The organism is Pseudoalteromonas issachenkonii (assembly GCF_002310795.1).
GTDB lineage: Bacteria > Pseudomonadota > Gammaproteobacteria > Enterobacterales > Alteromonadaceae > Pseudoalteromonas > Pseudoalteromonas tetraodonis.
Map to the genome: position 1 here is coordinate 48,728 of NZ_CP011030.1, position 26,425 is coordinate 75,152.

At 39.2% G+C, this 26,425-nt stretch carries 28 protein-coding genes and 2 tRNA genes; 10 read left to right on the top strand and 20 right to left on the bottom strand.

Annotation, left to right across the window (positions count from 1 at the left end; all coding sequences use genetic code 11):
* Positions 1–72 precede the first annotated feature (72 nt).
* A complete protein-coding gene (locus PISS_RS00250) occupies positions 73–1,452 on the bottom strand; it encodes a class II fumarate hydratase (protein ID WP_058153961.1) in 1,380 nt (459 codons plus the stop codon).
* 216 nt (positions 1,453–1,668) lie between these two features.
* On the bottom strand, positions 1,669–1,854 hold the full coding sequence (locus tag PISS_RS00255; RefSeq protein WP_058153962.1) for a hypothetical protein: 186 nt from the start codon (positions 1,852–1,854) through the stop codon (positions 1,669–1,671).
* A 193-nt stretch (positions 1,855–2,047) separates the two neighbouring features.
* Between PISS_RS00255 and PISS_RS00260 the strand changes: the two genes are divergently transcribed.
* Entirely contained in the window at positions 2,048–2,638 is a 591-nt protein-coding gene (locus PISS_RS00260; RefSeq protein ID WP_058153963.1) for a DUF938 domain-containing protein, read from the top strand.
* Here the strand turns inward: PISS_RS00260 and PISS_RS00265 are convergent.
* The 3 genes from PISS_RS00265 to PISS_RS00275 form a co-directional block, all read right to left on the bottom strand.
* Positions 2,615–3,754: a GNAT family N-acetyltransferase gene (locus tag PISS_RS00265; protein WP_058153964.1), complete on the bottom strand. Its 1,140-nt coding sequence runs from the start codon at positions 3,752–3,754 to the stop codon at positions 2,615–2,617. The genes PISS_RS00260 and PISS_RS00265 overlap by 24 nt on opposite strands.
* Before the next feature lie 91 nt (positions 3,755–3,845).
* On the bottom strand, positions 3,846–6,572 hold the full coding sequence (locus PISS_RS00270) for an ATP-binding protein (RefSeq protein WP_058153965.1): 2,727 nt from the start codon (positions 6,570–6,572) through the stop codon (positions 3,846–3,848).
* 73 nt (positions 6,573–6,645) lie between these two features.
* Positions 6,646–7,101, bottom strand: coding sequence for an Lrp/AsnC family transcriptional regulator (locus PISS_RS00275; RefSeq protein WP_013463689.1), 456 nt, complete (start codon positions 7,099–7,101; stop codon positions 6,646–6,648).
* 136 nt (positions 7,102–7,237) lie between these two features.
* On the opposite strand from PISS_RS00275, the gene PISS_RS00280 reads away from it, so the two are divergent.
* Both PISS_RS00280 and PISS_RS00285 read left to right on the top strand, forming a co-directional pair.
* Positions 7,238–8,407, top strand: a complete 1,170-nt coding sequence (locus PISS_RS00280; protein ID WP_028834884.1) for a PrnB family protein — start codon at positions 7,238–7,240, stop codon at positions 8,405–8,407.
* Between the two features lies 1 nt (position 8,408).
* On the top strand, positions 8,409–9,533 hold the full coding sequence (locus PISS_RS00285) for an aminotransferase class V-fold PLP-dependent enzyme (protein ID WP_058153966.1): 1,125 nt from the start codon (positions 8,409–8,411) through the stop codon (positions 9,531–9,533).
* On the opposite strand, the gene PISS_RS00290 is transcribed toward PISS_RS00285, so the two are convergent.
* The 5 genes from PISS_RS00290 to PISS_RS00305 form a co-directional block, all read right to left on the bottom strand.
* Positions 9,517–10,005 (bottom strand): DUF4124 domain-containing protein, encoded by a 489-nt coding sequence (locus PISS_RS00290; RefSeq protein ID WP_013463692.1) that lies wholly within the window; start codon positions 10,003–10,005, stop codon positions 9,517–9,519. The two genes, PISS_RS00285 and PISS_RS00290, sit on opposite strands and share 17 nt — an antisense overlap.
* Before the next feature lie 359 nt (positions 10,006–10,364).
* Positions 10,365–10,457 (bottom strand) — tRNA-Ser (locus PISS_RS00295).
* Between the two features lie 53 nt (positions 10,458–10,510).
* Positions 10,511–10,601 (bottom strand) — tRNA-Ser (locus tag PISS_RS00300).
* A gap of 226 nt (positions 10,602–10,827) precedes the next feature.
* Complete coding sequence (locus tag PISS_RS18860; RefSeq protein ID WP_008113257.1) at positions 10,828–10,968, bottom strand: hypothetical protein; 141 nt, start codon at positions 10,966–10,968, stop codon at positions 10,828–10,830.
* Positions 10,969–11,727: 759 nt separating this feature from the next.
* Positions 11,728–12,522: a YggN family protein gene (locus PISS_RS00305; RefSeq protein WP_029609995.1), complete on the bottom strand. Its 795-nt coding sequence runs from the start codon at positions 12,520–12,522 to the stop codon at positions 11,728–11,730.
* 387 nt (positions 12,523–12,909) lie between these two features.
* On the opposite strand from PISS_RS00305, the gene PISS_RS00310 reads away from it, so the two are divergent.
* Positions 12,910–13,095 carry a PA3496 family putative envelope integrity protein gene (locus PISS_RS00310; RefSeq protein ID WP_008108975.1) on the top strand — a complete coding sequence of 62 codons (186 nt, stop codon included), beginning with the start codon at positions 12,910–12,912 and terminating at the stop codon, positions 13,093–13,095.
* Between the two features lie 118 nt (positions 13,096–13,213).
* Here PISS_RS00310 and PISS_RS00315 read toward each other — a convergent pair whose 3' ends face one another.
* The 3 genes from PISS_RS00315 to PISS_RS00325 form a co-directional block, all read right to left on the bottom strand.
* Positions 13,214–13,705: a glutathione peroxidase gene (locus tag PISS_RS00315; RefSeq protein WP_058153968.1), complete on the bottom strand. Its 492-nt coding sequence runs from the start codon at positions 13,703–13,705 to the stop codon at positions 13,214–13,216.
* A gap of 93 nt (positions 13,706–13,798) precedes the next feature.
* A complete protein-coding gene (locus PISS_RS00320; protein WP_058153969.1) occupies positions 13,799–14,098 on the bottom strand; it encodes an AzlD domain-containing protein in 300 nt (99 codons plus the stop codon).
* Positions 14,095–14,799: an AzlC family ABC transporter permease gene (locus PISS_RS00325; RefSeq protein WP_058153970.1), complete on the bottom strand. Its 705-nt coding sequence runs from the start codon at positions 14,797–14,799 to the stop codon at positions 14,095–14,097. Before PISS_RS00325 ends, PISS_RS00320 begins: the two co-directional genes overlap by 4 nt.
* 105 nt (positions 14,800–14,904) lie before the next feature.
* Between PISS_RS00325 and PISS_RS00330 the strand changes: the two genes are divergently transcribed.
* Positions 14,905–15,561: a cytochrome b/b6 domain-containing protein gene (locus PISS_RS00330; RefSeq protein WP_016900232.1), complete on the top strand. Its 657-nt coding sequence runs from the start codon at positions 14,905–14,907 to the stop codon at positions 15,559–15,561.
* A gap of 51 nt (positions 15,562–15,612) precedes the next feature.
* Here PISS_RS00330 and PISS_RS00335 read toward each other — a convergent pair whose 3' ends face one another.
* Entirely contained in the window at positions 15,613–16,065 is a 453-nt protein-coding gene (locus PISS_RS00335; RefSeq protein ID WP_013463699.1) for a c-type cytochrome, read from the bottom strand.
* Positions 16,066–16,286: 221 nt separating this feature from the next.
* On the opposite strand from PISS_RS00335, the gene PISS_RS00340 reads away from it, so the two are divergent.
* Both PISS_RS00340 and PISS_RS00345 read left to right on the top strand, forming a co-directional pair.
* The gene (locus PISS_RS00340; RefSeq protein ID WP_013463700.1) at positions 16,287–18,620 is read left to right on the top strand and encodes a S8 family serine peptidase; all 2,334 of its coding nucleotides are present in this window, start codon (positions 16,287–16,289) and stop codon (positions 18,618–18,620) included.
* A gap of 11 nt (positions 18,621–18,631) precedes the next feature.
* Positions 18,632–19,165, top strand: coding sequence for a S8 family serine peptidase (locus tag PISS_RS00345; RefSeq protein ID WP_013463701.1), 534 nt, complete (start codon positions 18,632–18,634; stop codon positions 19,163–19,165).
* Positions 19,166–19,218: 53 nt separating this feature from the next.
* On the opposite strand, the gene PISS_RS00350 is transcribed toward PISS_RS00345, so the two are convergent.
* The gene (locus PISS_RS00350; RefSeq protein ID WP_013463702.1) at positions 19,219–19,689 is read right to left on the bottom strand and encodes a DUF2721 domain-containing protein; all 471 of its coding nucleotides are present in this window, start codon (positions 19,687–19,689) and stop codon (positions 19,219–19,221) included.
* A gap of 191 nt (positions 19,690–19,880) precedes the next feature.
* Here PISS_RS00350 and PISS_RS00355 point away from each other — a divergent pair, with 191 nt between their 5' ends.
* The 3 genes from PISS_RS00355 to PISS_RS00365 all read left to right on the top strand — a co-directional run bounded on the left by PISS_RS00355 (position 19,881) and on the right by PISS_RS00365 (position 23,109).
* Positions 19,881–22,052, top strand: a complete 2,172-nt coding sequence (locus PISS_RS00355; protein ID WP_013463703.1) for a S9 family peptidase — start codon at positions 19,881–19,883, stop codon at positions 22,050–22,052.
* A gap of 159 nt (positions 22,053–22,211) precedes the next feature.
* Positions 22,212–22,577, top strand: a complete 366-nt coding sequence (locus PISS_RS00360) for a DUF4870 domain-containing protein (RefSeq protein ID WP_010392586.1) — start codon at positions 22,212–22,214, stop codon at positions 22,575–22,577.
* A 91-nt stretch (positions 22,578–22,668) separates the two neighbouring features.
* Entirely contained in the window at positions 22,669–23,109 is a 441-nt protein-coding gene (locus PISS_RS00365; protein WP_013463704.1) for a YqaA family protein, read from the top strand.
* Here the strand turns inward: PISS_RS00365 and folX are convergent.
* The 5 genes from folX to PISS_RS00390 all read right to left on the bottom strand — a co-directional run bounded on the left by folX (position 23,086) and on the right by PISS_RS00390 (position 26,412).
* Positions 23,086–23,442 carry a dihydroneopterin triphosphate 2'-epimerase gene (gene folX, locus PISS_RS00370; RefSeq protein WP_013463705.1) on the bottom strand — a complete coding sequence of 119 codons (357 nt, stop codon included), beginning with the start codon at positions 23,440–23,442 and terminating at the stop codon, positions 23,086–23,088. The two genes, PISS_RS00365 and folX, sit on opposite strands and share 24 nt — an antisense overlap.
* Before the next feature lie 3 nt (positions 23,443–23,445).
* A complete protein-coding gene (gene folE / locus PISS_RS00375; RefSeq protein WP_058153971.1) occupies positions 23,446–24,000 on the bottom strand; it encodes a GTP cyclohydrolase I FolE in 555 nt (184 codons plus the stop codon).
* Positions 24,001–24,023: 23 nt separating this feature from the next.
* Positions 24,024–24,743, bottom strand: a complete 720-nt coding sequence (folM, locus tag PISS_RS00380) for a dihydromonapterin reductase (RefSeq protein WP_013463706.1) — start codon at positions 24,741–24,743, stop codon at positions 24,024–24,026.
* A gap of 127 nt (positions 24,744–24,870) precedes the next feature.
* Positions 24,871–25,707, bottom strand: coding sequence for an ammonia-dependent NAD(+) synthetase (gene nadE, locus PISS_RS00385; protein WP_058153972.1), 837 nt, complete (start codon positions 25,705–25,707; stop codon positions 24,871–24,873).
* A gap of 72 nt (positions 25,708–25,779) precedes the next feature.
* A complete protein-coding gene (locus tag PISS_RS00390) occupies positions 25,780–26,412 on the bottom strand; it encodes a YceH family protein (RefSeq protein WP_175527479.1) in 633 nt (210 codons plus the stop codon).
* Between the last annotated feature and the right edge of the window lie 13 nt (positions 26,413–26,425).

The window sequence follows — 26,425 nt, forward strand, 5'->3', positions numbered from 1 at the left end:
TCATACACGGTGCATCCATTACGGCAATAAAAACTCTACTATCAATATATTAAAGCGCCATTAATGGCGCTTTTACATTAACCCACCTTGGGTTAATTTAGCTGGATTGAGTAATGCCTCTAATTCTGAGCGAGATAGGTCAGTCTCTTGCTCGGCGATATCAATAATTGGCTTTGCTTGCTGGTAAGCTTGTTTGGCAATTTTTGCTGCTTTTTCATAGCCAATAACTGGGTTGAGTGCAGTAACTAAAATAGGATTTTTAGTCAGCGCTTTATCAATCTGTGCTTGATTAACTTTAAAGCTAGCAATGGCTTTATCCGCTAGTGCTTGCGCACTGTTAGCAAGTATCTCTGTACTTTGCAGGATATTATAAGCAATCACGGGTAGCATTACGTTAAGCTCAAAGTTGCCAGCTTGGCCTGCTACGGTAATTGTGGCGTCGTTACCGATTACTTGCGCACTAGCCATTGCAGCGGCTTCTGGGATCACCGGGTTCACTTTGCCAGGCATAATGGATGAACCAGGCTGCAATGCTTCAAGCTCTATTTCACCAAGTCCCGCAAGCGGCCCTGAATTCATCCAACGTAGATCGTTGGCTATTTTCATTTGCGCAACGGCATAGACTTTCAGCTGCCCTGATAAAGCCACAATGGCATCTTGCGAGCCAATATTATAAAAAAAGTTATCACTGGGGATAAAGTTAATCCCTACTTTTTCACTTAGCTGTTTGGCAAATAGCGTAGCAAATTGTGGATCGGCATTAATACCTGTACCTACTGCTGTCCCCCCCTGAGCCAGCTCACAAACACGTATTAGTGCATGCTCAATACCGCTGGCTGCGTGCTTTACCTGCGATTGCCATGCGCTGAGTGTTTGCTCAAAGGTCACTGGCATTGCATCCATTAAATGAGTGCGCCCAGTTTTAACTATATGACCGATGTCTGCTTTTTTCTGCTCTAAGGCGTCGGCTAAGTTTGCTAGTGCTGGCAATAATTTTTTATCAACACTGATAGCACTGCTTAAGGCGATTGCAGTGGGAATAACATCATTCGAGCTTTGTCCCATATTCACATCGTCGTTAGGGTGAATAGGTTGATTAGCATGTTTTGAAGCCAAACTTGCAATAACTTCGTTGGCATTCATATTTGAGCTAGTACCTGAGCCAGTTTGAAAAATATCAACGGGGAAATGCTCATAATGCTGACCATCAATAATTTCTTGGCAGGCGTGGTCGATCGCATTTGCTTTCGTTTTATCTAAATGGCCCAGCTTTAAATTGGTTAATGCTGCGGCTTGTTTTATATACGCTAAAGCAATAATAAATTGCTGTGGCATGGTGAGGTTGCTAATCGTAAAGTTATTAATGGCGCGTTGGGTTTGTGCTTTATAAAGTGCGTTAGCGGGTACGTCGAGTGTGCCCATGCTATCTGATTCTGTTCTAAAGTTACTCATTAGTACTCCTAAAAAAGAGAATATATGACATTAAACTACGCTATATAAAAAGATATGGTGCTGTTATTGCTATTTACAACGGTATAGTTAAAAAGTAGGGGGCGTCAAGGCAAGTTAACAAGTGGGATTAAAACTAAAAAGTCGACTTAAACGGATTTTAAGTCGACTTAAATAATGTATTTATATAAACAGCCAGTTATAAGGCTAAACAGAGTTTTAATTGTAGCCAAGAATAAATATTTGGTCTGTTTCATGTTTTTTTTGTGCCTTTTGAGTGTGTTTTACATGAGAAAGTAAGTCGATAACCGTTGCTCTACAATCTGTTTCATGACTCGTTTTATCTAGGCTTTTATCGGTAATTGTCATTACAGCGTCTACGGCGGTATAGGGTGAAATATACATAATGTTATCCTTTTGTCGTTTAGTACTCATTAAGTGAGTAATTTAATAAAAGCATATAGCGTACCAGCTCGGTAAATATAATTTAACGTATTGAAATTAAAGTTATTTTATTATTTTGGTTAATTTACTCACGACAGAATAGCTGAAATTTGTTTTACTATTGTGCATTCATTTGCAATTTAGGTGCATCAGTATGACCAAACCGTTTTCACAAGCCTGCGAAAATAATAAAAATCATATACTTAAGGCTTTGCAGCCTGCATTGCAAAATGCAGGGTCGGTACTTGAGATAGGCTCGGGGACGGGTCAGCATAGCGTTTTCTTTGCCAAAAAATTGCCACATTTACAATGGTATACCAGTGATCGAGAGGTTAATCATCAAGGAATAAAGTTATGGCATGATGAGGTGCAACTGGCAAACTTGCATCCGCCTTTATTACTTGACCTAAACGATCCTTGGCCAGTAAATAAAGTGGATGCGATATATACTGCTAACACTTTTCACATAGTGAGCTGGGAGTTAATTACGCGTTTTTTTGCTGGAGTAAATCAGCACTTAAACCAGCAAGGGGTGGTGTGTGTATATGGCCCTTTCAAATATAAAGGGGAGTTTACCAGCCCCAGTAATAATGAATTTAACAGTTTATTGCAAAGTCGCGATCCACTTAGTGGTATTCGTGATTTCGAAGCGGTTGAGCAACTTGCAGTGCAATCTGGGCTTAAGTTACTTAGCGATACTGCGATGCCTGCAAATAATCAGTTACTCATTTTTAAACGGCAATAAAGAGCTGCATTGTTGTTTGTAAATGTCGATATGTTGGCATTCGCGTTCTAAGTAATCTGCAATAGCATGATTAAAATCGGGGTGAACAATGTGATGGGCAGAGTAAGTGGTTATCGGTTGGAAACCGCGTGCTATTTTATGCTCACCCTGAGCACCGGCATTAAAACAGTGAATATTATGCTTAATCGCATATTCAATGCCTTGGTAGTAACACAGCTCAAAGTGAAGAGAATCAATCTCTTCGCTTGCTCCCCAATAACGCCCATAAAGGGTATTGTCACCAATTAAACTTAATGTGGCGGCAATCACTTTATGGTCTTTTTTGGCTAGCATAATGAGCAATTTTTCAGCCATTAAAGCGTGTAGCAAGCTAAAAAACTCACTGTTTAAGTAGCCTAAATGGCCTGAGCGTTTTAAATAAGTACGTTGATAAAATTCACAAAAAAGCTGCATCACTGTTGTAGTGATTTGCTCACCTTCCAACCATTCAATGGTGATATTTTGCTGTGTTATTTTAGCGCGTTCTTTTTTTACTGCTTTGCGCTTACGGGCATTAAAGGTTTTTAAAAAATCGTCAAAATCTTTAAAGCTATTATTAAACCATTGAAATTGCACGCCGGTTCTTTGCATAGCACCTGCATCATTTAGCTGTGAGGCTTGTGCTTTATCGCAAAAGTTTACATGCCAGCCTGACCATGCCTGTTCTGCGCAGTGGCTATTAAGTTGCTCTGTTATGTACTTATACACTAGCTTTGGATTGCTATGCATAATACCTATTCTTTGTCCCTCAATCGGGCTAAAAGGAATACCGCACAGCCATTTAGGGTAATAATCTAAGCCATTTTTTTCATAAGCTTCAGCCCATGCCCAGTCAAATACATATTCACCGTAGGAGTGCGCTTTTAAGTAGCCAGGGGCAAGGGCAACTAGTTTATCGCCTTCATAAACGGCTAAGTGATGGGGCTGCCAACCTGTTTTTGCGCTTACACATTGGCTTTGCTCAAGTGCATATAAAAAAGCGTGTTGAGTAAAAGGGTCACTACCAAAAAAATAATGCCATTGTGTTGCGTCAATTTGGTTGATGCTATTAAACCATTGATGTGAAAAGTGGCTCATAATGCTTTGCCTATTATTTTTTAAGTGGGTTGCTGATTAATTTTGGTAATAGTGCGACAGCCATATTTGGTTTTCTGTTTTCGATAAATCTTTATGGTTTATCTGGCGCAATATATTGAGATAGGCACTGTATAAGCTTATCGAGTTCGAGAGGTTTTGCAAGATGTTCGTTAAAACCAATTGCTAAGGCATTGGCTTTATCTTCAGGCATTACATCAGCAGTTAAGGCAATAATTGGTAATTGCTCAGTACTTTTAATTTGACGTATCAAGGCGGTGGCTTGGTAACCGTCCATAATCGGCATTTGGCAATCCATTAATACTAAATCGAAGTCATTTATTTTAACTTGTTCTACTGCTAATTCGCCATTTTCAACCAGTGTTGGTGTAATCCCTAAAGAGCTAAGCATTGCTTTTATGACTAATTGATTGACGCTGTTATCTTCTGCAACCAGTATTTTTAGTTTACTTAAATTAACATGCTGGTGTATGTGCTTTGCCGTTACTTGTTGCGCTGCACATGTATTTAACTCGACAGACAGAGTAAAAGTAGAGCCCTTACCTGGCTCGCTTTGTACGCTGATATCTCCAGACATTAATAAGCTAAGTTCTTTTGCGATTGCTAAACCAAGCCCTGTGCCACCAAATTTACGTGATGTTGAGCTATCGGCTTGGGTGAACGCATCAAATAACTTACTTTGCTCTGATGGCGCAATACCGATGCCCGAGTCCTTAATAGTCAAGGTAATTTGAAAACGTCTATCGGTGATCTCTTTGCTGTATGCGCTAACACTTACTTCACCTTCATAGGTAAACTTAATGGCGTTACTACATAGGTTTAATAAAATTTGCTCAATTCGCATAACATCACCTTCAAACCAAATATCGGTTGGTAATTGGTTATCAACTTTCCAGTGAATGCCTTTTTGTTCTGCGCTTTGCTCGAACATACTACTGATCCGAGCAAGAAGCGCATTCAAATCAAAAGGAGCGACTTCTAAGGTGAGCTTTTGTGATTCAATTTTAGAGATATCGAGTACATCATTGATTAAACTTAACAATGATTTAGACGCTAAATTAATTTTATTTAAATAATCAGAAAGAATTTCAGGACTATCTTCATTTTTAGCTAGAGTTGAAAAGCCAATCACAGCGTTAAGTGGGGTGCGAATTTCATGGCTCATATTTGCTAAAAATCGGCTTTTAGCCTGATTTGCTAAATCAGATTGCTGTTTAGCTTTAACGAGCGAGCGAGTACGCTCTGCTACCAAGCGTGAGAGTGCAAGGTGCTGGTTATTAAATAACAGTAATATCAGTAAAATGAGTGAGCTTACAATGACCTGTAAAATAAGTAAAAAGAGGGTCATATGATTGTTTTGATGCGGTAGGAATTCATCATTAATTGTTAAATCAACCAGCCATGTTTGCCCTGCAAAATTAATCGTGATGGTTGTCAGTTTATTGCTTTTGGTCGGTATATTTTCGGCGTTTGAATAAAATGGATTGGTAGTATTAGCTTCATAAATAGCGATATTAAACATCTTATTTTGTGCTTGGGTAATCGACTGAGCAAGTATGTTTTTTACTAAAAATACACCTGTTGCGTAGCCTTTAATTGAGGCAACTTCGTTATTTTGTTGATACACAGGAGCAAATAATAAATACGCAGGTTCAGGTTGTTTTGCTTGAACTAACTGAATTATTTTAGTGCCCACAGGGCGATTTTTAATGCGTGGGTCGAGTAAAGTCTCACGGCGATCTTTACGAGAATTGAGATTAAAACCTATGGCAGATTGGTTTTCTGCAAAAGGAGCAATATAGGTAATAACCACCAATGGATCGTTGTTTGATAATGGCGCCCCTTTAATGCTCGGATCAAAGCTGTATGCAGTATAAACTTCATTGAGCTGTTTGTTAAAGTCACTGACCTGAGCCTGGTTAATTTTGCGGTTCCATGAAAATGCTTTAATAAATGAATGCTCAGCCAATAGTTGAGCACTGTAGCTATCAAACTCTTGCTTGCTTAAAGTCGGTGTTGATTGTATTTGGCTTGCAAGGCTTTGTACGGTTATTTGGCTGAGGTTTAAATTGCTCAGCAAACTGTTTTCAATAATAGATGTTTCGCGCTTAGCTATTTGTATCGCATTTGAATACGTCTCTTGGTTGTATAGCTTAGTGGTTAAAGCTACAGAGATAAATAACACCGAGCACACTGCAATAGTAGGTAATGGGGTAACATCATGGCGTTTAAATTTTGGTTGTAATAACGCCAATAAAAAGGGAGTTGCGATCAGTACGCCAAGAGAGTCACCAAGCCACCAAAAAGTAACGTTGTTCCAATGATTATCAATGCTGTAAGCAGGGTTAAACTGACTTAAAGCATAGACGCCAATATTGGCCGATATTAGGCTGACGACAATACCGACGACAAAAATAAAATAAATAATAGATTGGCGTTGTTTTAAATACAACGGATGGCCTAGCCAGTACTTTAAAAGAGCAGCGCCAATCATGCCTTGTAGCACGGCGCCTAAACCGATTAGCAGTACTTGTTGTAGTGTATTACCAATTAAAACCTGATCAGTGATTGGGTTATCACCGGTACTTAAATTAAAGGCGACAGAGGCAATAAATAATGCTGGGATAAAACGCCACCACCAGATAAAACAGCCAACTAGGGCAATACCTGCAGGGAGCCAGATAGGGATGACTTGTGATTGAAAGGCAAAATTAGTCAATAACTTACCAGTTGCAAAATACGCAACCGCAAATGATATGTAAAAAACAAAAGAACTGGATGTTGAACGAAAAATATTCACATGCATCCTTGTTAAATATTATTTTTATAGTGATATTTCAGTATAGCGAATCGGCACTAAATAGTATTATTTTTTAAAGTGGTAGCTGCTTTTTACTAAATGATTGTTTGAGTACTACCGTTGACTCTATATTGGCGATGCAGCTTAAGCTCCCCAGCTGGTGCTTTACAAACTGCTCATAGCTTTCTAAATCCTGAGAAATAATTTTCAGTAAATAATCGTGGCTACCTGAGATCACAGAGCACTCAAGTACATGGGCTAGCTTTTCTACATGCTGCTCAAATTGCTGTGCCGCACTCACCGAGTTTTGACTTAGTCGCACAAAGGCATAAACCAGCACATTAAGGTTGAGCGACTTAGGGTTAATGGCAGCGTGATAGCCCGTAATTACATGTTCCTGCTCAAGCTTTTTGATACGCCTAAGAGTTGGGGTGTCTGATAGGTTAATGGTATTGGCTAATTCAGAAACCGACATGCGGGCATGCGATTGTAAGGCAACCAGTAACTGCTGATCTTTTTTATCTAACATGACTATGGGATCTTATTAATTATTTTAATGTTGTTAGTGATTATTGCTAACTAAAGGTGTTTTTACTATTTTTTTTGGCGTTTTACCCTCAGGGGTTTTTGTTAGCATTAAAACATAATAATAACAGGGTGTAGTTATGAGTTCTTTTACTGCTAAGTTTGACCGTTGGATAAGATCAGAGTTTGTAAGCTTAAACTCGCAATTAGAACAGCTTTATTGGCAGCAAACCGATAAGGCTAATGTTGAGGGGATTGGTGATAGCTTAAAGCTGGCACTAAAGGAGCAAGGCAATGCGCTGATCAGCGATTTATTGGCCGAAGGCAATACCGACGAAGGATTTGATAGCGCATTCGACTTGCTTGGTAATGTTGGTTTGTTTATGGCTGCTTGTCGCAGGCATGAGATCACAGAGCCGAGCAGAGAAACAACCTCACCATTAGTTGAAGCATCGGCGCTTGCTATGCATATTGGTGCCTCTATAGGTGTAACGCCTCGTTTTGCTACCGCGCATCTAACCACGCATAATAAAGCCATTAATGGCACCTATAAGCGTTTTACAAATCTTGATGATGAAGCCCTTTTTTTAGATTACAACACCCAAGGTATTTTAGCGTATAAGCGCGCAAGCGATGCTTTACTAAAAACATTACCTTTGGGTATTTCTCACCCCGTTACAGCCGAACTACTTGAGGTGGTTAAAACGGCATTAATGGATGTAATAGCGTCGAATAACGCCTTATACACTCAGCTAGACACCGAACGTTTTTTTAATTGTGTACGTCCATATTACAAGCCTTACAGGGTAGGTAAAGAGGTTTACCGTGGTGCAAATGCGGGAGACTTTGCCGGTATTAATGTTATTGATATGCTGCTAGGGCTTTGCAGTGCCAATGAGCCGAGTTACTCGCAAATGCTGGTGGATAAATTTTTATATATGATGCCAGAGGATCAACAAATACTTCGTGAAGCCATGCGTATGCAAAGCCTAATGGATGATTTTTTAGAGGCCGAACAATATAAAAATACAGACTGGTTTCAAAAGCACGGCAAACTATTTATTCAAGTGTGTAAATTACATGGCGACACCGCTATCGGTCATCATAATCAGCTGGTGGAAAAGTTTATTGCTCAGCCATCACAGCACATGCAACAACAGCATATGAGTAAAGTAACCGCCAGTGGACCTCCTCTACCGGTACTGCTCGATTCATTAGCTAAGTTAAGAGATAGGCGTGCCGCGGCAAAGCGTGACGACATAAATACGCGCTTTGATGATTTAAACACGCTAAAACAGTGGATTAATTAATATGGCTAAAAATGATTTTTGTATGCCACAGGGTTGTTATTTATTAAGCCACTCTGTTGGCCGCCCATTAAAAACGAGCTTAGAAAATGCCACTGAACATTTTTTTACTCCTTGGCATGAAAGTGTAAAAGAGCCATGGCAACAGTGGTTACCCGCTATTGAAAGATTTACTGAGGTATTAGGGCAGCTGTTTAATGCGCCTTGTGAGCAATTTTGTCCTCAGGTTAATTTATCCAGTGGTTTAACTAAATTGGTTATGTCACACCCCGTATTTAATAAACCACAGTGTACGGTATTAATGGCGCAGGCTGACTTTCCCAGTATGGGGTTTGTAATGCAAAAAGCACTGCCTGAATGTGCAAAAATACGCTACATCCCTGAGCATGAAGACTTGAGTGATAGACAGGTATGGCAGCGATATTTAACTTCAGAGATTGATGGGGTCTTTGTTAGCCATGTTTATTCTAATACGGGTGTGCAAGCTCCCATAAACGATATTGTGGCGCTGAGTAAAGTCACGAATACACTCTCAATAATTGATGTGGCGCAATCGGCAGGGGTTATCCCTGTCGATCTAACGGCGTTAAATGCTGACTTTATGATTGGTTCAAGTGTGAAGTGGCTATGCGGAGGGCCTGGTGCGGCCTATTTATGGGTAAATCCAAAGCAAATAACACAATGTGAGCCAAAAGATGTTGGCTGGTTTTCACATCAAAACCCATTCGAGTTTGATATTTCGCATTTTCAATATAACGCTAAAACACTTAGATTTTGGGGCGGTACGCCCTCGGTACTTCCTTTTATCATTGCCGCTCATAGTATTGAATATATTGTTGAATTTGGCGTTGAACAAGTGAGATCGCACAACTTGATGTTACTTGAGTTAATTCAGCAGCAATTGGGCGCTTTTTTAATGTCACCTAGCGCTAAAGAGCAATGTAGTGGCACCGCTATTTTGCAGTTTTCTGAGCATCAGCAAAGTGTATTAACAGCATTAGAGACTGCAAAAATAAGTGTTGATGTGCGTAAACTCGGCATCCGTGTTTCACCTCACATATATAATACAAAGTCAGAGATACAAACATTTATTGATGTTGTGAAGCACATACTTAAGGTTGCTGACTAAGCTGCTGTTTTTTTTGAGTGAGTGCTTCTATTTGTTGTTGTGCTTGCTTGATTTGTGGGTCAAATCGCTGCTTAAGTGCCGCCGTTTCAGTGGTAATGGCATTCGCAATTGAGCTGGCTCCTAAGCGATTTGCTTTATCTTGGGTCATGTAATCGATTTGCTGTTTTTTTTGTGCGTATTCTTGTTGGTATTGTTTAATCTTAAGCTCAAGCTGCACAATATCACGCTCTATTTGTTGCACCGCTAGATAATCGTCAACAGAAGTATCGGCAACAGGCGTGTTTTCAGATTGTGGCGTATTTGTTTGCATGATGTTGACGTTTCTAAGCGTGATCACTTGAGCGTCTTCAGCGCAAGGAGTTTGACTAAAAGTAGGCACTCCTTTAATGGTACATTTATAAACCGTCACTTCATTTGCCATGCTAGCAGCACAGGCACCCAAACAACACAGTAGTAATATTAGCTTTGCCATGGTTAAACCTAAGCTGGTTTAAAGTACCATTTATAATGCACTAAGTTGTGACACCATACAATTTGTTTAATTTATTAGCATACGCTCGCGACTGCGTAATACAAAGTGCAAATTAATAGAGGCTATTAAAATTTAGGCACAAAAAACTACAATTAAGTGGCTTGTAATCAGTAATGGTGGAGAGGGAGGGATAGACTTACTTACATCCCTGTAATTAATCGCTGCGCGACGCTTGCAGCGGCCTAAAATGTTCCAGACATTTTATCGAACCCTGTCGAGAGTGCTCACCCTCCCTATTTCTTAACGGAGTTAAAATTTAGGCATAAAAAAACCACAATTAAGTGGCTTGTAATCAGTAATGGTGGAGAGGGAGGGATTCGAACCCTCGATAGAGCTACAAACTCTATACTCCCTTAGCAGGGGAGCTCCTTCGGCCACTCGGACACCTCTCCGACGCATTATTCAGCGTGTTATCAATCGGAAAAAACCAATTAATACAAATAAGTGGTGGAGAGATAGGGATTTGAACCCTAGAGGGGCTATAAACCCCTGCCGGTTTTCAAGACCGGTGCATTCGACCACTCTGCCATCTCTCCACGTCGTGATGCAGGATAATACTTAGGTGAGTTGCCTGTGTAAATAGCAAAAAGATCGTTTGCTTAAAAAGTGAGCGTAAATGCGGTTTTTTTTGTAAATTATGAAAATTAAAGATGATTTTTAGCTATGAGGAGGGAGCTGGCAGCAAACAGATGGAGCTAAAGAAGAAACTTCATTTAGTGGTTGGGTGTTTGCTGCAACAATACAAAAATCATGGTTGGGTGATTATTTGTATTGAATTGCACCGCCAAGTGCTAATTTTTTTCCGTAACGGTTAAGTTTAGCTAACATTCTCGCTTTGCGATTAGTTGGTTTAACTGCAACGTGAGTTGTGGCTGTTTGGTTTAATGTATTAATTGGGTTCATTGTATTCGCTCCAAGGTTGTGTCTGTTGAAAACGTGTGCATTTTGCCCGTAGGTTGGTTAAAAATAAAGCGATAAAAATTGCTGGTGAAGTATTAGTTTTTTTAATCTGAAAGTGTTTTTTTGATTTGCTATTTAATGGCATTTTTTTTGATTTTGTATATTTATTCATTATAGTCGTGTGCTATATCACTTTTATATGGGGTTTTTTCAGTTTTTTTAATTTTAATATGTTTATAAATAGATTTTTTTGTATAGTTATTCAGATTAATTTATTTTGTATTAATGGGGTGGGTTTTACTTCGTTCAAAGATTTAACATGCTATTTATAGGTGGTTAATTATTTATCAGAGAAGAGCATTAAAGAAACGATAAAAAAGAGTGTTGCTAGGCTTTTAAATTATAAAAAAAGTGCCTAGGTTACTAGGCACTTTGGAGTTAGTTGCGTTTTAAAACGCGTCTAACTGGGGATCGCACCGCCTCAAGAATTTAAAACTTAAAAAGAGGTGGTTTTAATATGTTGCAATTTGGGCTTACAATCATCAGCTCGGACGGCATTCTAAGTGATCTAGAGCGAAGTGAAGATTATACTTTGGTTTGTATTTTACTATGAAGCCACAAAATGCCTCTGCACAGCAAGAGCAGATCCGCTCAACAGTCTATTATTTGAGTTAAATGGGACTGGTGGGGGTAAAAAACGCAAAATGCGGCATAGCTTAAAAGCAAATGCCGCAAAGGGAGATTAATTAAAATGCTGAGCAGTTAGTGCTGTTTTATAGTAAATAACTCATAGCCTTTTAATGCAGGCACTTGCGCAGCAAGTTGAGTTTCTTGTTGTGCGATTTCAACAAAGTCACCACACAGTGTATTTGCACGCTGTTCAAGTTTTTTTGCATGGAGCTCTACTTTTTCTTCTATTTGTGCGCCCATATTTTCCATGCGCTCTTCAAAGGCTTGCATGTCGCCACCTGAACCCATTAGCTCAGAGCCTAATGCTACTAAAATACTGCCCATTGATTGCATTACGGCCGACTCAACGGCAGTTTCTATTTGTTGTTCAAACTGCTGTTCAAAGTTTTCACCAAACTGAGTGAAGCTTTGCTGGCCCATGACAAATGTACCTTGTTGGTAAAAGGTACCCTCTACTTCTTGTTGAATATCGTCCATTAAGGTAGCAATGTTATCGAGGCCATCAATATTAAATGCATTGGCGACTTCTTCTAATGCAACGCCCGCAATTTTAACGCCATCAAGTGCAATGTTGGCTACTTCAGGTAATTGCGCACGTAAATTATCTGTGTAGTTGGTCAGTGCTTGGCGCTGAGCGCTATTTAATGCTACTTGCTCGCCATTGATCGACAACTCACCTTGAGTGGTAAAAGTCATACGTTGATTGTTGGCTTTAAAAATTTCTAATTCACTTGGCTTTATACGTACATCGTTTTTAAACTCAACTTTACATTCGTCGTTACTAAATGAAATTGAAGAGCTGTTATCGTTATGAGCCATGGCGACGGGGGCGCACATAATTGCGCTAACTAATAATAATTCTTTCATATTTATTCTCTGTTTTTTGCTGATGATAATTAACTTATAACAAGTTTGGTGCCAATAGTTTTTAGTGTTTAAAAACAGTGGTTTGTGATTTTTAAGGTGCTTTGAAGTTGAAAGTAAAGTCATTGAAAAAGCTAAAATTTGGTCAAAATAACCAATAATCAAATGCTAATAAATAAAATTTATCGATACGATAAAAAACTCTCACTTTCCACAATTCAAATTTAGCGCTATTTATTCACAATACTGACACAGAGACTATTTAGGATAGCGATGTGGCTTTATTTTGACGTAAATTTGTACAATGAATTTGCGTTGAACATTTTAATTTCACCAATTATCGCGATACAAGAATCCGTAATTGGTCTCAAACACTTTATGGAGTGGGTTGTGGGTAAGACATTTAGTTACGATGCGCTAGATGATGATTTTGTTGAAGACGAATACGAAATGGTCGGGCGTAATCAACACGACAAGAAAAAGCAAAAGGTGAAAAGAAAGTTAGAGGATTACCTTGAGCAAAAACGCTTGCGTAAAAACCTAGGTGAAGATGACTTAAACGATTATATTGATTAGGTTGTCGCTAGTACAAATCAGTGCCGACATATTAGCTTTTAACTGCTACTTAGGTAGTATTTAAAGCTCTGTGGGTTGGTAATAAAGAGGCTTTATGCCTCTTTATAATTTTTAAGCCTTAAACTTTAGCTGCGAGCAATGCTTTTTCAATTACTTTTTCTAGTTTTTCAGGTTTAGTAAAGGGCGCGTAGCGCTTAATCGGTGAGCCATCTGAATTAATCAAAAATTTTGTGAAGTTCCACTTAATTTTTCGTGTTAACAACCCCGGTAATACAGATTTTAAATAGCGAAAAACCGGATGTGTATGCTGACCATTAACGTTCACTTTTTCTGCGATTAAAAAACTAACTCCGTAATTGATTAAACAACCTTGCGCTATTTGATTCGCGTCTCCGGGTTCTTGCTGGCCAAATTGGTTACACGGGAAACCTATAATGACTAAACCTTGGCAGGCATACTTTTCGTGTAATGCTTGCAATGACTCATATTGATAGGTGAATCCACACTCACTTGCGGTATTTACTATTAACACAACTTTACCTACAAACTCTTTAAAATCGATAGGTTGGCCTTGCAGGCTAGTAGCACTTAGTTGATGAAATGGGTGCATATTATTAAGCTATTATTTGTTTATTTGGCATAGTCTAACCTTTGCTTGGTGATTAACAAAGTCGAAATAGTGAACACTGCTATGGCGTTACTGTTAATTTAAAATCAAAAATAACCCCATACTAGCAAGTGTGGTTAGGTAAATATTATGTGTTTTGTAAGCAACTATAATGGCTACAATCGCTGCGCTTAAATAAGGATTTTGCCAATTTAGATTAATGCCACCATCATTTATAAATACAATCGGCACCCAAATAGCGGTGAGTACAGCGGGTGCACTGAAGCTCAAAAACTGCTGCATTTTAGGCCCTACTTTAAATGGTAGCGCGCGGTGTAAGAATAAATAACGGGTAAAAAAGGTAATACATGCCATAAGTAAAATAGTCGTCATCATGATTTAGCGTCCTTATTTTTTACTATTCTAGTTACAGCGTAACCTGCACTCATTGCTAATAGTGCTGAGCATACCAACCACAGCTCAAAGCCTGTGCTTTTTAATAAAGTGGCACAGATCCCTGCAACAATGACCGTGACAAGAGTAGCTAAATTTTTAACTCCTGGGATAACCAAAGCAATAAAGGTTGCAGCAATCGCAAAGTCGAGTCCTAAGTTGGTGAGATCAGGGAGCATAGTGCCGGCTACAATACCGATAAGTGTCCAAATATTCCAAGCAATGTAAAAGCTAAAGCCTGCGCTGAGCGCGTAAATTAGGCGCGTTTGAGTCTGGTAGGCGCGAGGGTGATGCGAAAAAGCAAATAGTTCATCAGTTAAGACAAAGCTGACTGGAAGGCGCCAACGCATGGGTTGCTCAATCACTTTGTGACGAACCGCCAAGCCATATAAAAAATGGCGAGAGCTAATAATAAACGTGGTAAATAAAATGGTTAATAGAGGGGTATTACCAGCAATGAGCTCAATTGCAACCAGCTGCGCCGAGCCTGCAAATACCAGTAGCGACATGGCTTGAGTTTCAAAAGGGGTAAAGCCATTTTGTATTGCCAACGAGCCACATAAAATCCCCCAAGGAATAACGGCTAAACATAATGGCAGCATATCTAAAAAGCCTTTTAGTATCGGTTTTTTAATGGACTTCATGTGTTTTACTCTGCGCACTGGTAGAAAGACTCATTAGGATACCTTAATATTAAGATGCTAAAATAGTTAGCGTTTTAGATGATACTGTTTTTTAGGGAAGGTGCAATGTTCAAGGTAAAAGTGTGGGATGGCTTTTTAAGAAGCTTTCATTGGTTATTAGTATTGAGTATTGCTGCGCTTTATTTTAGTGCTGAAGAGGGCATGATAGAGCTACATTTTGTGATTGGCTTTTTTACTTTAGCGCTTATCTCAACGCGGATTATATGGGGTCTTATAGGCAGTAAAACGGCAAGAATATCGGCATTACTGCATTCTCCTAAGTCGGTGCTTGCTTCTTTTAGAGGCAAAAAAATAAATGATGTGGGCCATTCTGCACCAGGCAGTTATATGGTGTTATTATTTTTTATCCTGATTATTACGCAGCTGGTTAGTGGTTTAATGAGCAGTGATGGTATTTTAACTGATGGTCCGTTAGCGCAGTATGTATCGAGTGATACGATTGATTTTGCCAACTGGCTGCATCATATCAATTTTGATATTTTATTTTATGCGATTATTTTGCATGTTGTGGCTATTATTGCTTACAAAATTAAAGGCAAGCCTTTAGTAAAAGCAATGATCACCGGCAATAAAGCACTGCCAACACAAAGCTCAGAGCCTGAGACAAAGTCACCATGGATTGCATGGTTTTTATTGTTACTATTACTGATTTTATTAATGAGTACTTGGGGAAGTGAGCCTTTAAGTTATCTGCTTAGTTAAAAAAATGGCGCTAATACAGCGCCATTTTTATTGTTTAATACACAGAATTTATTAGTCTTTGAATTGCTTATGGCAATCTTTACAGCCTTTAGCCCATGCACCAAATGCTTTACCAATGACCGCTTTGTCACCTGTTTGAGCTGCTACAGCAAGTTCATCAGCATATTGCTGAAACGCTGTCGCTTTTTTCATAAAAGTATCGTTTTCAGACCATACCGCAGGAAGTGCTGATGTATCGCCTTTTTCAGTGCCTGCGTAAAATGCCTCCCAAGGCATTTTAGATAATGCCGCCGCGTTATTTGCACGCTGTTTGAATTGCTCTGCATCAAAAGGAATTTTACCCTTAAGCATAGCACCCATATCGCCTATTTGAACTGAAATCATAGAAAATGCAGCTTGGCGATACTCAATTGCATCACTCGGCTCTTTAAATGCAGAATTTGCAGATACACTAAGTGCGCATGTAGATAGTAATGCCCCGATAAATACTTGCTTCAATTTCACTTTACTCTACTCCTTTGAGGGTTCTTTAATTATCTTTGTATATTAGCTTAGGCTTTAGTTCAAGGGAAAGCATAGATTATTACTTTGATATTATTAACGGGATTTTAATCGGGCTGATATTATTTTACGGTTTATTGTGAATGTTTGTAAATGCAGTGTTGCTGCTTGTTGTTTGGTTGTGTACATTCAGGTGTCATAAAAATAACCAATGAAGAGCATTTATGAAAAATAATATTTTTAAGCTGTCAGCGTTGTCTGCAGCGATAGTAATTTCGCTATCAGGGTGTGGTGGAAGCGATAATGATAATAACAATACAGTTCCAGTTGTTACTGATGTAGCACCAAAAGCGAGTGATGTTGTCGTTACTGATTTAAAACAATGGGTTCCAGTTACTGCAGACTTTAAAGCAAGTGATAATGATGGTGACGCACTTACTTTTAGTTTTACTGAAAATGGCGAGGCAATTACCGCGCAAGATGGTGTCTTTAAGTTTAGCCATGGTATGTTAACAGTAGAGGGTACTTCGTTTACATATGTGCCTGTTTCTGGTGAAGATGCGGTTATTGATTACACAGTAACTGCAAACGGTAAAACGGCCTCTGCGAAAATTAATATCTCAGGAATTATTGGAGATCCTCTTGCAAATCAGCAGTGGCACCTAAACAATACAGGTCAGAAAGCTTACTCGCTTAGTGATGAGATGAAACAAGGCTTAATTGATTTGTACGTTAGTTTATTTGGCGATACAGAAGAAGAAGCACAAGCCGATGTCAACGCTAGCTTTGCTCAATCAGAAGCGACAGAGCTTGTAGCTGGTGAAGATATGAATGTTGTTGATGCTTATGCTCAAGGTGTTACTGGGGCAGGTGCAACGGCAGTTGTGATCGATTCGGGTATGGAAATCCGCCATGAAGATTTAATCGATAATGTATTACCAAACCGCTCTTTAAACCTAAATGCTGATGCGACTGACCGTACAGATCCTACTAGTATGTCAAACAGTGGTGATCATGGTACAAGTGTTGCTGGTTTGATTGCTGCAAAAGGTTGGAATGGTAAAGGTGGCCGTGGCGTTGCTCCTGATGCTGGTTTAATTGGTATGAATTATCTTGGTGGTGCTAAAATCCCACAAACTGAGTTAATGGTGCATGGTTTCCCTGGAAGCGGCATTAGCACAACAGAAAATATTTCTGCGTTTAACCGTAGTTATGGCATAACTTTCCCAACATTTATTGCATATTCAGAATTAGATGAAGCTATTGAGTCATACCCAAACCTAAACCTGCGAGATGGTAAGGGGGCACTTAATATGAAATCGAGTGGTAACTCTTTTGTTGATGGCGGTGATGAAGGCTCACTATGTGAAGATAATGGAGCTAATGACTTAGGTTTAACGTGTTATAACGGTGCGTTTGAGCCAAGCCAAGGCCATCCTTACTATCTAAGTGTTGCTGCTGTAAATGCAAATGGTAAGCACACTAGCTACTCAACAGCAGGTGCTAACTTAATGGTTTCAGCGCCAGCTGGTGAATATGGTCGTTGGGCACCTGCAATGGTAACAACGGATCAGATGACATGTATCAACGGTTACTCAGGCTTTAATAGTGGTGCTGTTGCAAGCTTTACTCAGAGATATGGAGAAGAGTTTGCCATAAGCCAGTTCCCATTTAACTATCCTGGTAATGAAGATAACGCAAGTTGTAACTATACATCTACATTTAACGGTACATCGTCTGCTGCGCCAAATGCATCAGGTGTAGTATCACTTATTCTTTCGGCTAATCCTGAACTAACTTGGCGTGATGTGCGTCATATATTAGCGTCAACAAGTACATTAATTGACGCTGAAAATGCCCCTGTAAAATTAACTACCGCAGATGGTGAGTTTGTTGCACATGATGGTTGGGTTGAAAATGCCGCTGGTTATAGCTTTAATAACTTATATGGCTTTGGGCGTGTAGATGCAGGTGCAGCGGTTGCAATGGCTAAGTCTTATGACGCTTCATTAGGTGAGCAAGTAATCACGGATTGGAATGGTGTTGGTTCAGCCGTTTCTGAGAGTGCACTAGCATTAGAAATTCCTGATAACAGTGCTACAGGTTTAACGCAAGAAATTGTAGTTACAGAAGAATTAAACATTGAGGCAATGCAATTTAAATTTGATGTAAGCAACCCTGAAATGGGCTTCGGCCTAGCTGATGGTACTCAAACATCTGCTGGTAATGATTTAGCTATTGAGGTTACTTCGCCAGCGGGTACTCGAAGTGTATTACTTTCATCTAAACAAGCTTTGTTTTACCCTGCATATAGCTTCACGAATAGCTGGAGTGTAGGTTATGTACTTAAAGACGCTGTGATGCTTTCAAATGCTTTCTACGGAGAGTCTACGAAAGGTACTTGGACTGTTCGTTTGTTAGATACAAGCGCAGATAGCTTTGCATTTAGTCGAGGCTCAAATAATTCTCTAGGTGTTACTGGTATTAGTAATAATAACTCAGCAAGTGTACTTGAAGGTGTATCTCTTCGTGCATTTGGTCACGCAGGTCAAGAGTAAGGATTATAAAGATGAAAATTAAACAATTAATCGTATTGGGTGCTGCTGCGTGTATTTCGTTTGGGGCAACAGCAAACACTAGCTCAGATAAAGAGCTTCAGCTTCCTAAGAAACAAGTAGCTAAATTAAAGTTTGATAAAGCGGATTTTGGTTCTTACAAAATTGAAAAGAACTTACGTTTAGTGCCTTCGAGTGTTGCTTCAGAAGAGCATGTCGTTATGCAAAAAGGTGAGATGACAGTAGTAAGCGTAGATAAATCGTCTGATGTGGTCACAAAAGGAACATTAGTTCGTAATATTTTTACTAATAACCTAACGTCACTATCAGGTAATATTACTATTCTTTTAAAAGATGGTATGAGTGCAAGCGATGTTGCTTCGGCTGCAGGTTTGAAGGTCGTATCTTTATTCCCAGGCACTAAAATTGCTGTTTTAGCTGTAAATGATGGTCAAGATATTTTAGTTGCATCAAAGCAGCTAAAAGAATCTGGTTTGATTAAAGAAGCTAAAATAGAAGTGTTAGAAACTATTTACACTGCACAGTAATCTGTTTTAAATAAGTAAAACCCCGAGTAGCACGATTGACTCGGGGTTTTTTATTATTCGTTTATATCTATATCTGCGAAAATCATCCCTCGACGCATACTGCGCGTTGCCAAAAACACCTCACCGAGTAATGACATAAATGCACATATCAGTAATGCCATTGCACCAACAAAACAGCTGCCAATAGTGACACCTAAATTAATTGACTGTATGTGAGATAAAAATAACAGCATAACCACGGCGCAAACTAATAGTGCACTTAATACACTTAAACTAAATGCAATGTGTATGCAGCGAGAGCGCTTAAGGAGTGCTCTAAGCTCTGTAGTCAGAGACAAGTTAAATTCTTCATCGGTGCTAACTTTTAATTTTCGCTCTAACTGTCTGGCTCTGTCTGTAATTCGCGCCAAGCGATTAGATAAAACCCCGAGCGTTGCTGCAATACCAGTAATTAAAAAAACGGGTGCAACCGCTGTTTGAATGACTTTAGCCATTGTTAAAATGTTAATTACGTCGTTGTTCATTTTTATCCTTATTAATTAGCAGCATGAAGAGGCTATATAATGCTACTTCGTTATTGTTAGGATAACTGAAGTCATAAACATATAAAAAGAATTTCTAGGCTCTCTTTTTACATAGCTTCACAAACTAAATCTCCGTGCTATTAAATATTAGGTATATTTAATAAAAATAAAAACTACAGAGATTCCAATCAATGAAACACACCCCATTTGTTCTTACTTTTATATCCTTAGCTATTTTAGGGGGATGTAATAAAGCCCCTGATGTTGAGCAATCAGCAAAGGTTGAAAATGTAGCTGCTCAAACCGAAGTCATGCCGCCGGTTGCTAAAAAAGTGCCATATGAAATGACAATCCATGGCGACACTCGCATCGATGATTATTACTGGATGCGTGATGATGAGCGAAAAGATCCTGAGGTACTTAGTTACCTTGAGGCTGAAAATGCTTATACAGATGCAATGCTTGCGCATACAAAAACGTTACAAACTAGGTTATTTGAAGAGCTAAAAGGGCGAATTCAAAAAGACGATGATTCAGTGCCAGTTAAAAACGGTGACTATTATTATTCATCACAAACTCGCGGTGATAACGAATACGCAACTTATGTACGTAGTAGTGATTTTGCAGGCACTGACCAGCAGGTTATTTTAGATGTAAACGAGCTAGCTAAGGAACATGATTATTATGCCGTAAGTGGTTTAGATGTAAGTCCAAACGGCAATTTAATGGCATATGGTGAAGATACCGTAAGTCGTCGTATTTATAATATAAAAATAAAAGACTTAAGCACTGGTAAATTACTCGAAGATACGCTTAAAGGTACGAATGGCAGTGTTGTTTGGGCAAACGACAACAAAACGCTTTATTACATAAAAAAAGATTTACAAACTTTACTAGGTTACCAAGTTTATCGTCATACGCTCGGTACCCCACAGGCTGAAGATGAACTCGTTTATGAAGAAACAGATACCAGTTATTACATGGGTATTAGCAAAAGCAAAGACGATTCAGAAATTTATATCTGGCACAGCAGTACAACTGCGTCAGGTGTATCGGTTTTAAGTGCTGATGATGTTAAAGCTATGCCAAAACGCTTGATTGAACGTGAAGCGGATCTGGAGTATGGAATTTCTAAGCTGGGTAATACTTACTACATTGTCACTAATTTAAACGCAGTCAACTTTCAGTTAATGAAAGTAGATATTGATAAAGCTGGCGATAAAGCTAATTGGCAAACGGTGATCCCCGCTCGCGATAATATAAAATTAGAAGGCATCGACTTATTTAACGATTACTTAGTGTATCAGCAGCGTGAAATGGGTCAGTCGACTATTATTGCTCGTAACTTAACCACGGGTAAAGAGATACCGCTTAGCTTTAACGACAGTGCTTATACAATTAGCACCTACGGTAACAATGATTTAAATAGCGATACATTACGTGTGTATTATACCAGTATGACAACACCCGCTTCATCGTATGATGTTAATTTAGCTACTGGCAATAAAACATTACTTAAACAACAAAAAGTACTCGGTGATTTTAGTGCAGATAACTACGCATCAGAGCGAATTTTTGTCACTGCACGAGATGGTATTAAAGTACCGGTAAGCCTAGTCTATCGCAAAGACATGTTTAAAAAAGAGGGAACTAATCCGCTGCTACAATATGGTTATGGCTCGTATGGCGCGACCATGGATCCTACCTTTTCTAGCGCTCGCTTAAGTTTGCTCGATCGGGGTTTTGTATTTGCCATTGCGCATATTCGCGGTTCACAAATGCTAGGTCGCCCTTGGTATGAGGACGGTAAACTACTGACTAAAAAGAACACCTTTAACGACTTTGTAGATGTTACCAAGGCATTGGTTGAGCAAAAGTATGGTGCAAAAGATAAAATATTTGCTCAAGGTGGCAGTGCGGGTGGCTTGTTAATGGGCGCAGTGGCAAACCAAGCTCCTGAGTTGTATAAAGGTATGGTGGCTGCGGTTCCATTTGTTGATGTAGTGACCACGATGCTTGATGCAAGTATTCCACTTACAACCAACGAATACGGTGAGTGGGGTAACCCTAATGAGAAAGAATACTATGAGTATATGTTATCGTATTCACCTTATGATCAGGTCAGTAAGCAAGATTACCCAAATATGTTAGTTACTACTGGCTTACATGATTCACAGGTACAATATTTTGAGCCTGCAAAGTGGGTGGCTAAGCTGCGAGATTACAAAACAGATGATAACAAGCTACTGTTTAAAATCGATATGGAAGCAGGGCACGGAGGTGCATCAGGTCGCTTCAAACGCTTAGAAGATACTGCATTAAATTATGCTTTTATGCTTGATTTAGCGGGTGTGAATAAGTAACTGGTCTGGCAATATCAATAAGCGCAGCTATTTGCTGCGCTTTTTTATTTTTAAATATACACAAATGCTTTGCATTGGATAAATAAGCATTTACATTAAGGTGGCTAATGAGTGTGAATATTATTTTAGCGCAAAATAAAAACGAGAAGGGAGAGTGTAATGGAACAAAATCAAGAGATTAAAGTCGTCAATAAAGATGACCGCACATGGGCAATGCTATGTCATTTAAGTGCATTAGCGGGGTTTATTGTGCCATTTGGGTCGGTACTCGGCCCTCTTATTATCTGGTTAATTAAAAAAGATGAAATGCCAATTGTTGATATACATGGCAAAAAAGCCCTTAATTTTCAAATTACTATGGCTATAGCTTATTTTGTTTGTTTTTTACTAATTTTTGCAGCGGTTGGTTTACTACTGTTACCTATGGTGGCTATTTTTTCATTTGTGATGGTGGTTATCGCAAGCGTGAAAGCCAACGATGGCAAAGAGTTTAATTATCCCCTTAGCTTAAATTTGATAAAATAACTGTTTTTATTATTCGGTGAATTGGTTTTAAGTTAAAAAGTCGTTCAAACCCAGCTAATTGCTGGGTTTAGTTTTTAGCCATAAGGGAAAGATGCTCTATATAACATTATTTTTTACAGCATTTATATCTGCCACGTTATTACCTAGCTCCTCTGAAGTATTGATGGGTGGCATGATCATGCAAGGCAATACTAACTTATGGCTAATTTGGTTCGCAGCAACCTTGGGTAATGTACTAGGCAGTTGTGTTAACTATTGGTTAGGGACGCAGGCATTGCGTTTTAAAGATAAAAAATGGTTTCCAGTGTCTGAAAAAGGGCTTAAAAAAGCACAACAGCAGTTTAATAAATATGGTGTTTATAGCCTGTTGTTTGCTTGGCTGCCCATCGTTGGCGACCCACTAACCGTTATTGGCGGCGTGTTTAAAGTTCGCTTTACTACATTTTTAGTGCTGGTAACGCTCGGCAAGGGGTTACGTTATTTAGCGGTAATAGCCCTTGCCGTTGGATTATTTGTGCCAGTCGAGGGTTAAAGAAACCGAATCGGCAAAGCGCAACGCATGAGGTTTATCTACTCGAGCCTTAGCATAATTAACACTTGGGTGTGAGTGGCAAACAGCAAGAATTTCAGCAACTAGTTTTTCTAACAATAAAAAGTGTCCTTGCTCCACTAAGCTAATCACCTCTTTAGTAATCACTTTGTAGTTAAGTGCTTGGTCTACTTCATCTGTTTCACAAGCTTGATCAGCAGGGTAGTGAATTTCAAGGTTAATGACCACATCTTGTTTTTTTTCACGCTCATCAGGATTAAAACCAATAAATGTGCGTAGCCGTAAGTTAGTTACATTAATAATTGCGTTTGCCATACATTATCCTTTGATCAGCTGTAAAAACTCATTACGTGTTTTCGGATCGGCTCTAAAGTTTCCTAGCATTACCGAGGTACGCATGCTTGAGTTCTGCTTTTCTACACCACGCATCATCATACACATGTGTTTTGCTTCAACAATTACACCCACACCTTTTGCACCGGTTACTTCCTCAACCGCTTTTGCAATTTGATGGGTAAGCTGTTCTTGAATTTGAAAACGACGCGAAAACATATCAACAATACGCGCAAACTTAGATAAGCCTAATACTTTACCATCAGGAATATAAGCAATATGACAGCGGCCAATAAAAGGGAGTAAATGATGTTCACACATAGAGTAAAGCTCGATGTCTTGTATCAATACCATGTCGTCAGCGTCAGAGGTGAATACCGCATTGTTAGTGATTTCGTTAAGCGTTTGACGATATCCTTGAGTAAGGTACTCCATCGCTTTTGCAGCGCGTTTTGGGGTATCAAGTAACCCTTCACGTTTAGCGTCTTCACCTACAGCAGTTATAATTTTTTGATAGCTTTCTTTTAATTCGTTATGCATAAGTTTCTCAGTTTTATTAGGACTTACTTAAGATGGCGACCACCATCAACAGGTAAAGCACGCCCTGTGATGTAATGGCTGTTCAGTAGTAGGTCTATACTATTGATAATTTCTTGGCATCCAGGTTCGATACCCATTAATGATTTTTTTAAAGTTTTAGCGCGATACTGCTCATCATCATGTTGGTTAAAAATAATTAATGATGGTGCGACTGAATTTACTTTTATGTTAGGTGCATATTTAGCACTAAATGATTTAGTTAAGTTATCCAGTGCGGCTTTACTGGCCGCATAAGCAAGATGTTTTGGGCTGCCTGTTTCCACTACATAATCAGTCAAATGAATAATGTCAGCGGGTTTAGCATGCGACGCCTGATAATTTAATAGTAAATCTGCGCAATGTAAGTTTACCAAGTACGGTGTTTTTGCATGAATGCGCATCATATTGTCAAACAGCTGCTCAAAGTGAGGGTTGTTAGCTTCACAGTCCCAGCTTGATGCATTATGAATAACCGCCCTGAGTGAGTCAGTGTGTGATTTAAGCAACGTAATAAAAGTATTAATGCCCTCATCAGTACTAAAGTCAGCATAAAGACAGGTAACCCCTTGTTGTTCCAACGAATCAACTGCCTCATGACGGGTCCGATAAGTAATAATGACCGCTTGCCCTTGGGCTATAAAGTGCTTTGCCAGCGCAAGCCCTATACGTTGTGCTGCACCAGTAATCAAAATAGGGGGTGTCATAAAATATAAAACTCTCTGTTGGCAAGCGTTAAGGTTAACTTTTAAAAATTTAAGCCACTTATTTTCACGTCATGTTTACGTAAAATACAAGCGGCTCGATCAGTTAAATCACGCTTATAATATTGATTTAAAAAGCATCGTATATTGTTGGAATAGGCTGGCGCTTATGTTGCGTGCGCTGGTAAATTGCAATTATCGTTTCTTCTACATGACTTGAAACTGCTTTACCTTCTAAAAAGTCATCAATTTCTTCATAACTTAAGCCAAGTGCTTCTTCGTCTGTTAGTCCTGGTCTATCACTTTCTAAATCCGCTGTTGGTGCTTTCTCAACTAAAAGCGCAGGCGCACCCAATGTGGTTGCTAATGCGCGAACTTGGCGTTTTGATAGGCCAAATAAAGGAGCCAAATCGCATGCACCATCACCAAATTTAGTGTAAAAACCAGTAATATTTTCAGCACTATGATCGGTACCGACCACTAAGCCTTGGCAAAAGCCGGCTATTTCATATTGCGCAATCATGCGTTGACGTGCTTTGACATTACCTTTAATAAAATCGATTTTATCTTGCGAAGGGAGTGTTTGTTCGGTACCCGCGAGAGTTGCCATTGTCTGCTCATGCAGTGCATCGGTTGCGGGTTTAATGTTTACCGTCATGCGGGTGCTCGGCTTAATGAAATCAACCGCCATTTGCGCTTCACTTTCATCAGCTTGAACGCCATAAGGTAGGCGTACAGCAATAAATTGATAATGAGTGTCAGGGTGTTCTTGGTTTAGCTCATCAATAGCAAGTTGACACAAACGGCCACAGGTCGATGAATCTACACCACCACTGATCCCTAGTACAAGTGAGGTTGAATATGCTGCTTTTAAACGTGCTTTAATAAAATCCACTCGGCGTTTAATTTCAGCGTTTACATCAATCGAAGGCTGAACTTTCATTTCAGCCATAATCTCGGCGCGCATGGCCCGCTCCTTTAGTTAAATAATTTTTACGCTCTACATAGAGCAACTATTATGTGATTTCATATTTATGAATTAAAGCCCTAAGTGAGCTTTTATTTGTTTAAGCTGGACTTTTAGCTCATCAATTTCTGCAAGTAAGTCATTTAGCTCAGTGTTTTTTATATCATCAGTGTGTGTTTGTGCCTCAAGTGAAGCCTCGTTCACAGATGATTGATCTGCAAATAAATGAATATATCGACAATCCCGTTTACCTGATTCGCGCGGCATCTTTTTAACATGATTGCTTTGAATTAGTTGTTCAAGTGACTTTTCAACATCATCAATACGAGCAAAGTCGGCAAGGCGGCTACTGCGTGTTTTTAATTCGCCAGGTGTTTGTGCGCCTCGCAATAATAATAAACAAATAATCGCCCTTTGCTGTTGATCAAATTGCAGGTGACTAAACTCAGTATTACAAAAACGATGATCGTATTTATTAACTCGCCCAGACAGCCCTTCATTTACAGTGACTAATCGCATACTGATTAATTCATCAACGGTTGTTTGAACTTGCTCTTCTGTATAATTAACAACTGGCGCGCGATTCGATTTTTGATTACAGGCATTTGTTAATGCATTTAACGATAAAGGGTAGTGCTCAGGTGTTGTGCTTTGTTTTTCTAATAAACAACCAATAACGCGTTGTTGCTCCATTGATAATTGCAATTGCATACCTTAT

Bases quoted from the DNA above. Each gene is read 5' to 3' on its own strand.
- PISS_RS00250 (WP_058153961.1), bottom strand. From the start codon at position 1,452: ATGAGTAACTTTAGAACAGAATCAGATAGCATGGGCACACTCGACGTA.
- PISS_RS00255 (WP_058153962.1), bottom strand. From the start codon at position 1,854: ATGTATATTTCACCCTATACCGCCGTAGACGCTGTAATGACAATTACC.
- PISS_RS00260 (WP_058153963.1), top strand. From the start codon at position 2,048: ATGACCAAACCGTTTTCACAAGCCTGCGAAAATAATAAAAATCATATA.
- PISS_RS00265 (WP_058153964.1), bottom strand. From the start codon at position 3,754: ATGAGCCACTTTTCACATCAATGGTTTAATAGCATCAACCAAATTGAC.
- PISS_RS00275 (WP_013463689.1), bottom strand. From the start codon at position 7,101: ATGTTAGATAAAAAAGATCAGCAGTTACTGGTTGCCTTACAATCGCAT.
- PISS_RS00280 (WP_028834884.1), top strand. From the start codon at position 7,238: ATGAGTTCTTTTACTGCTAAGTTTGACCGTTGGATAAGATCAGAGTTT.
- PISS_RS00285 (WP_058153966.1), top strand. From the start codon at position 8,409: ATGGCTAAAAATGATTTTTGTATGCCACAGGGTTGTTATTTATTAAGC.
- PISS_RS00290 (WP_013463692.1), bottom strand. From the start codon at position 10,005: ATGGCAAAGCTAATATTACTACTGTGTTGTTTGGGTGCCTGTGCTGCT.
- PISS_RS18860 (WP_008113257.1), bottom strand. From the start codon at position 10,968: ATGAACCCAATTAATACATTAAACCAAACAGCCACAACTCACGTTGCA.
- PISS_RS00305 (WP_029609995.1), bottom strand. From the start codon at position 12,522: ATGAAAGAATTATTATTAGTTAGCGCAATTATGTGCGCCCCCGTCGCC.
- PISS_RS00315 (WP_058153968.1), bottom strand. From the start codon at position 13,705: ATGCACCCATTTCATCAACTAAGTGCTACTAGCCTGCAAGGCCAACCT.
- PISS_RS00320 (WP_058153969.1), bottom strand. From the start codon at position 14,098: ATGATGACGACTATTTTACTTATGGCATGTATTACCTTTTTTACCCGT.
- PISS_RS00325 (WP_058153970.1), bottom strand. From the start codon at position 14,799: ATGAAGTCCATTAAAAAACCGATACTAAAAGGCTTTTTAGATATGCTG.
- PISS_RS00330 (WP_016900232.1), top strand. From the start codon at position 14,905: ATGTTCAAGGTAAAAGTGTGGGATGGCTTTTTAAGAAGCTTTCATTGG.
- PISS_RS00340 (WP_013463700.1), top strand. From the start codon at position 16,287: ATGAAAAATAATATTTTTAAGCTGTCAGCGTTGTCTGCAGCGATAGTA.
- PISS_RS00345 (WP_013463701.1), top strand. From the start codon at position 18,632: ATGAAAATTAAACAATTAATCGTATTGGGTGCTGCTGCGTGTATTTCG.
- PISS_RS00350 (WP_013463702.1), bottom strand. From the start codon at position 19,689: ATGAACAACGACGTAATTAACATTTTAACAATGGCTAAAGTCATTCAA.
- PISS_RS00355 (WP_013463703.1), top strand. From the start codon at position 19,881: ATGAAACACACCCCATTTGTTCTTACTTTTATATCCTTAGCTATTTTA.
- PISS_RS00360 (WP_010392586.1), top strand. From the start codon at position 22,212: ATGGAACAAAATCAAGAGATTAAAGTCGTCAATAAAGATGACCGCACA.
- PISS_RS00365 (WP_013463704.1), top strand. From the start codon at position 22,669: ATGCTCTATATAACATTATTTTTTACAGCATTTATATCTGCCACGTTA.
- folX (WP_013463705.1), bottom strand. From the start codon at position 23,442: ATGGCAAACGCAATTATTAATGTAACTAACTTACGGCTACGCACATTT.
- folE (WP_058153971.1), bottom strand. From the start codon at position 24,000: ATGCATAACGAATTAAAAGAAAGCTATCAAAAAATTATAACTGCTGTA.
- folM (WP_013463706.1), bottom strand. From the start codon at position 24,743: ATGACACCCCCTATTTTGATTACTGGTGCAGCACAACGTATAGGGCTT.
- nadE (WP_058153972.1), bottom strand. From the start codon at position 25,707: ATGCGCGCCGAGATTATGGCTGAAATGAAAGTTCAGCCTTCGATTGAT.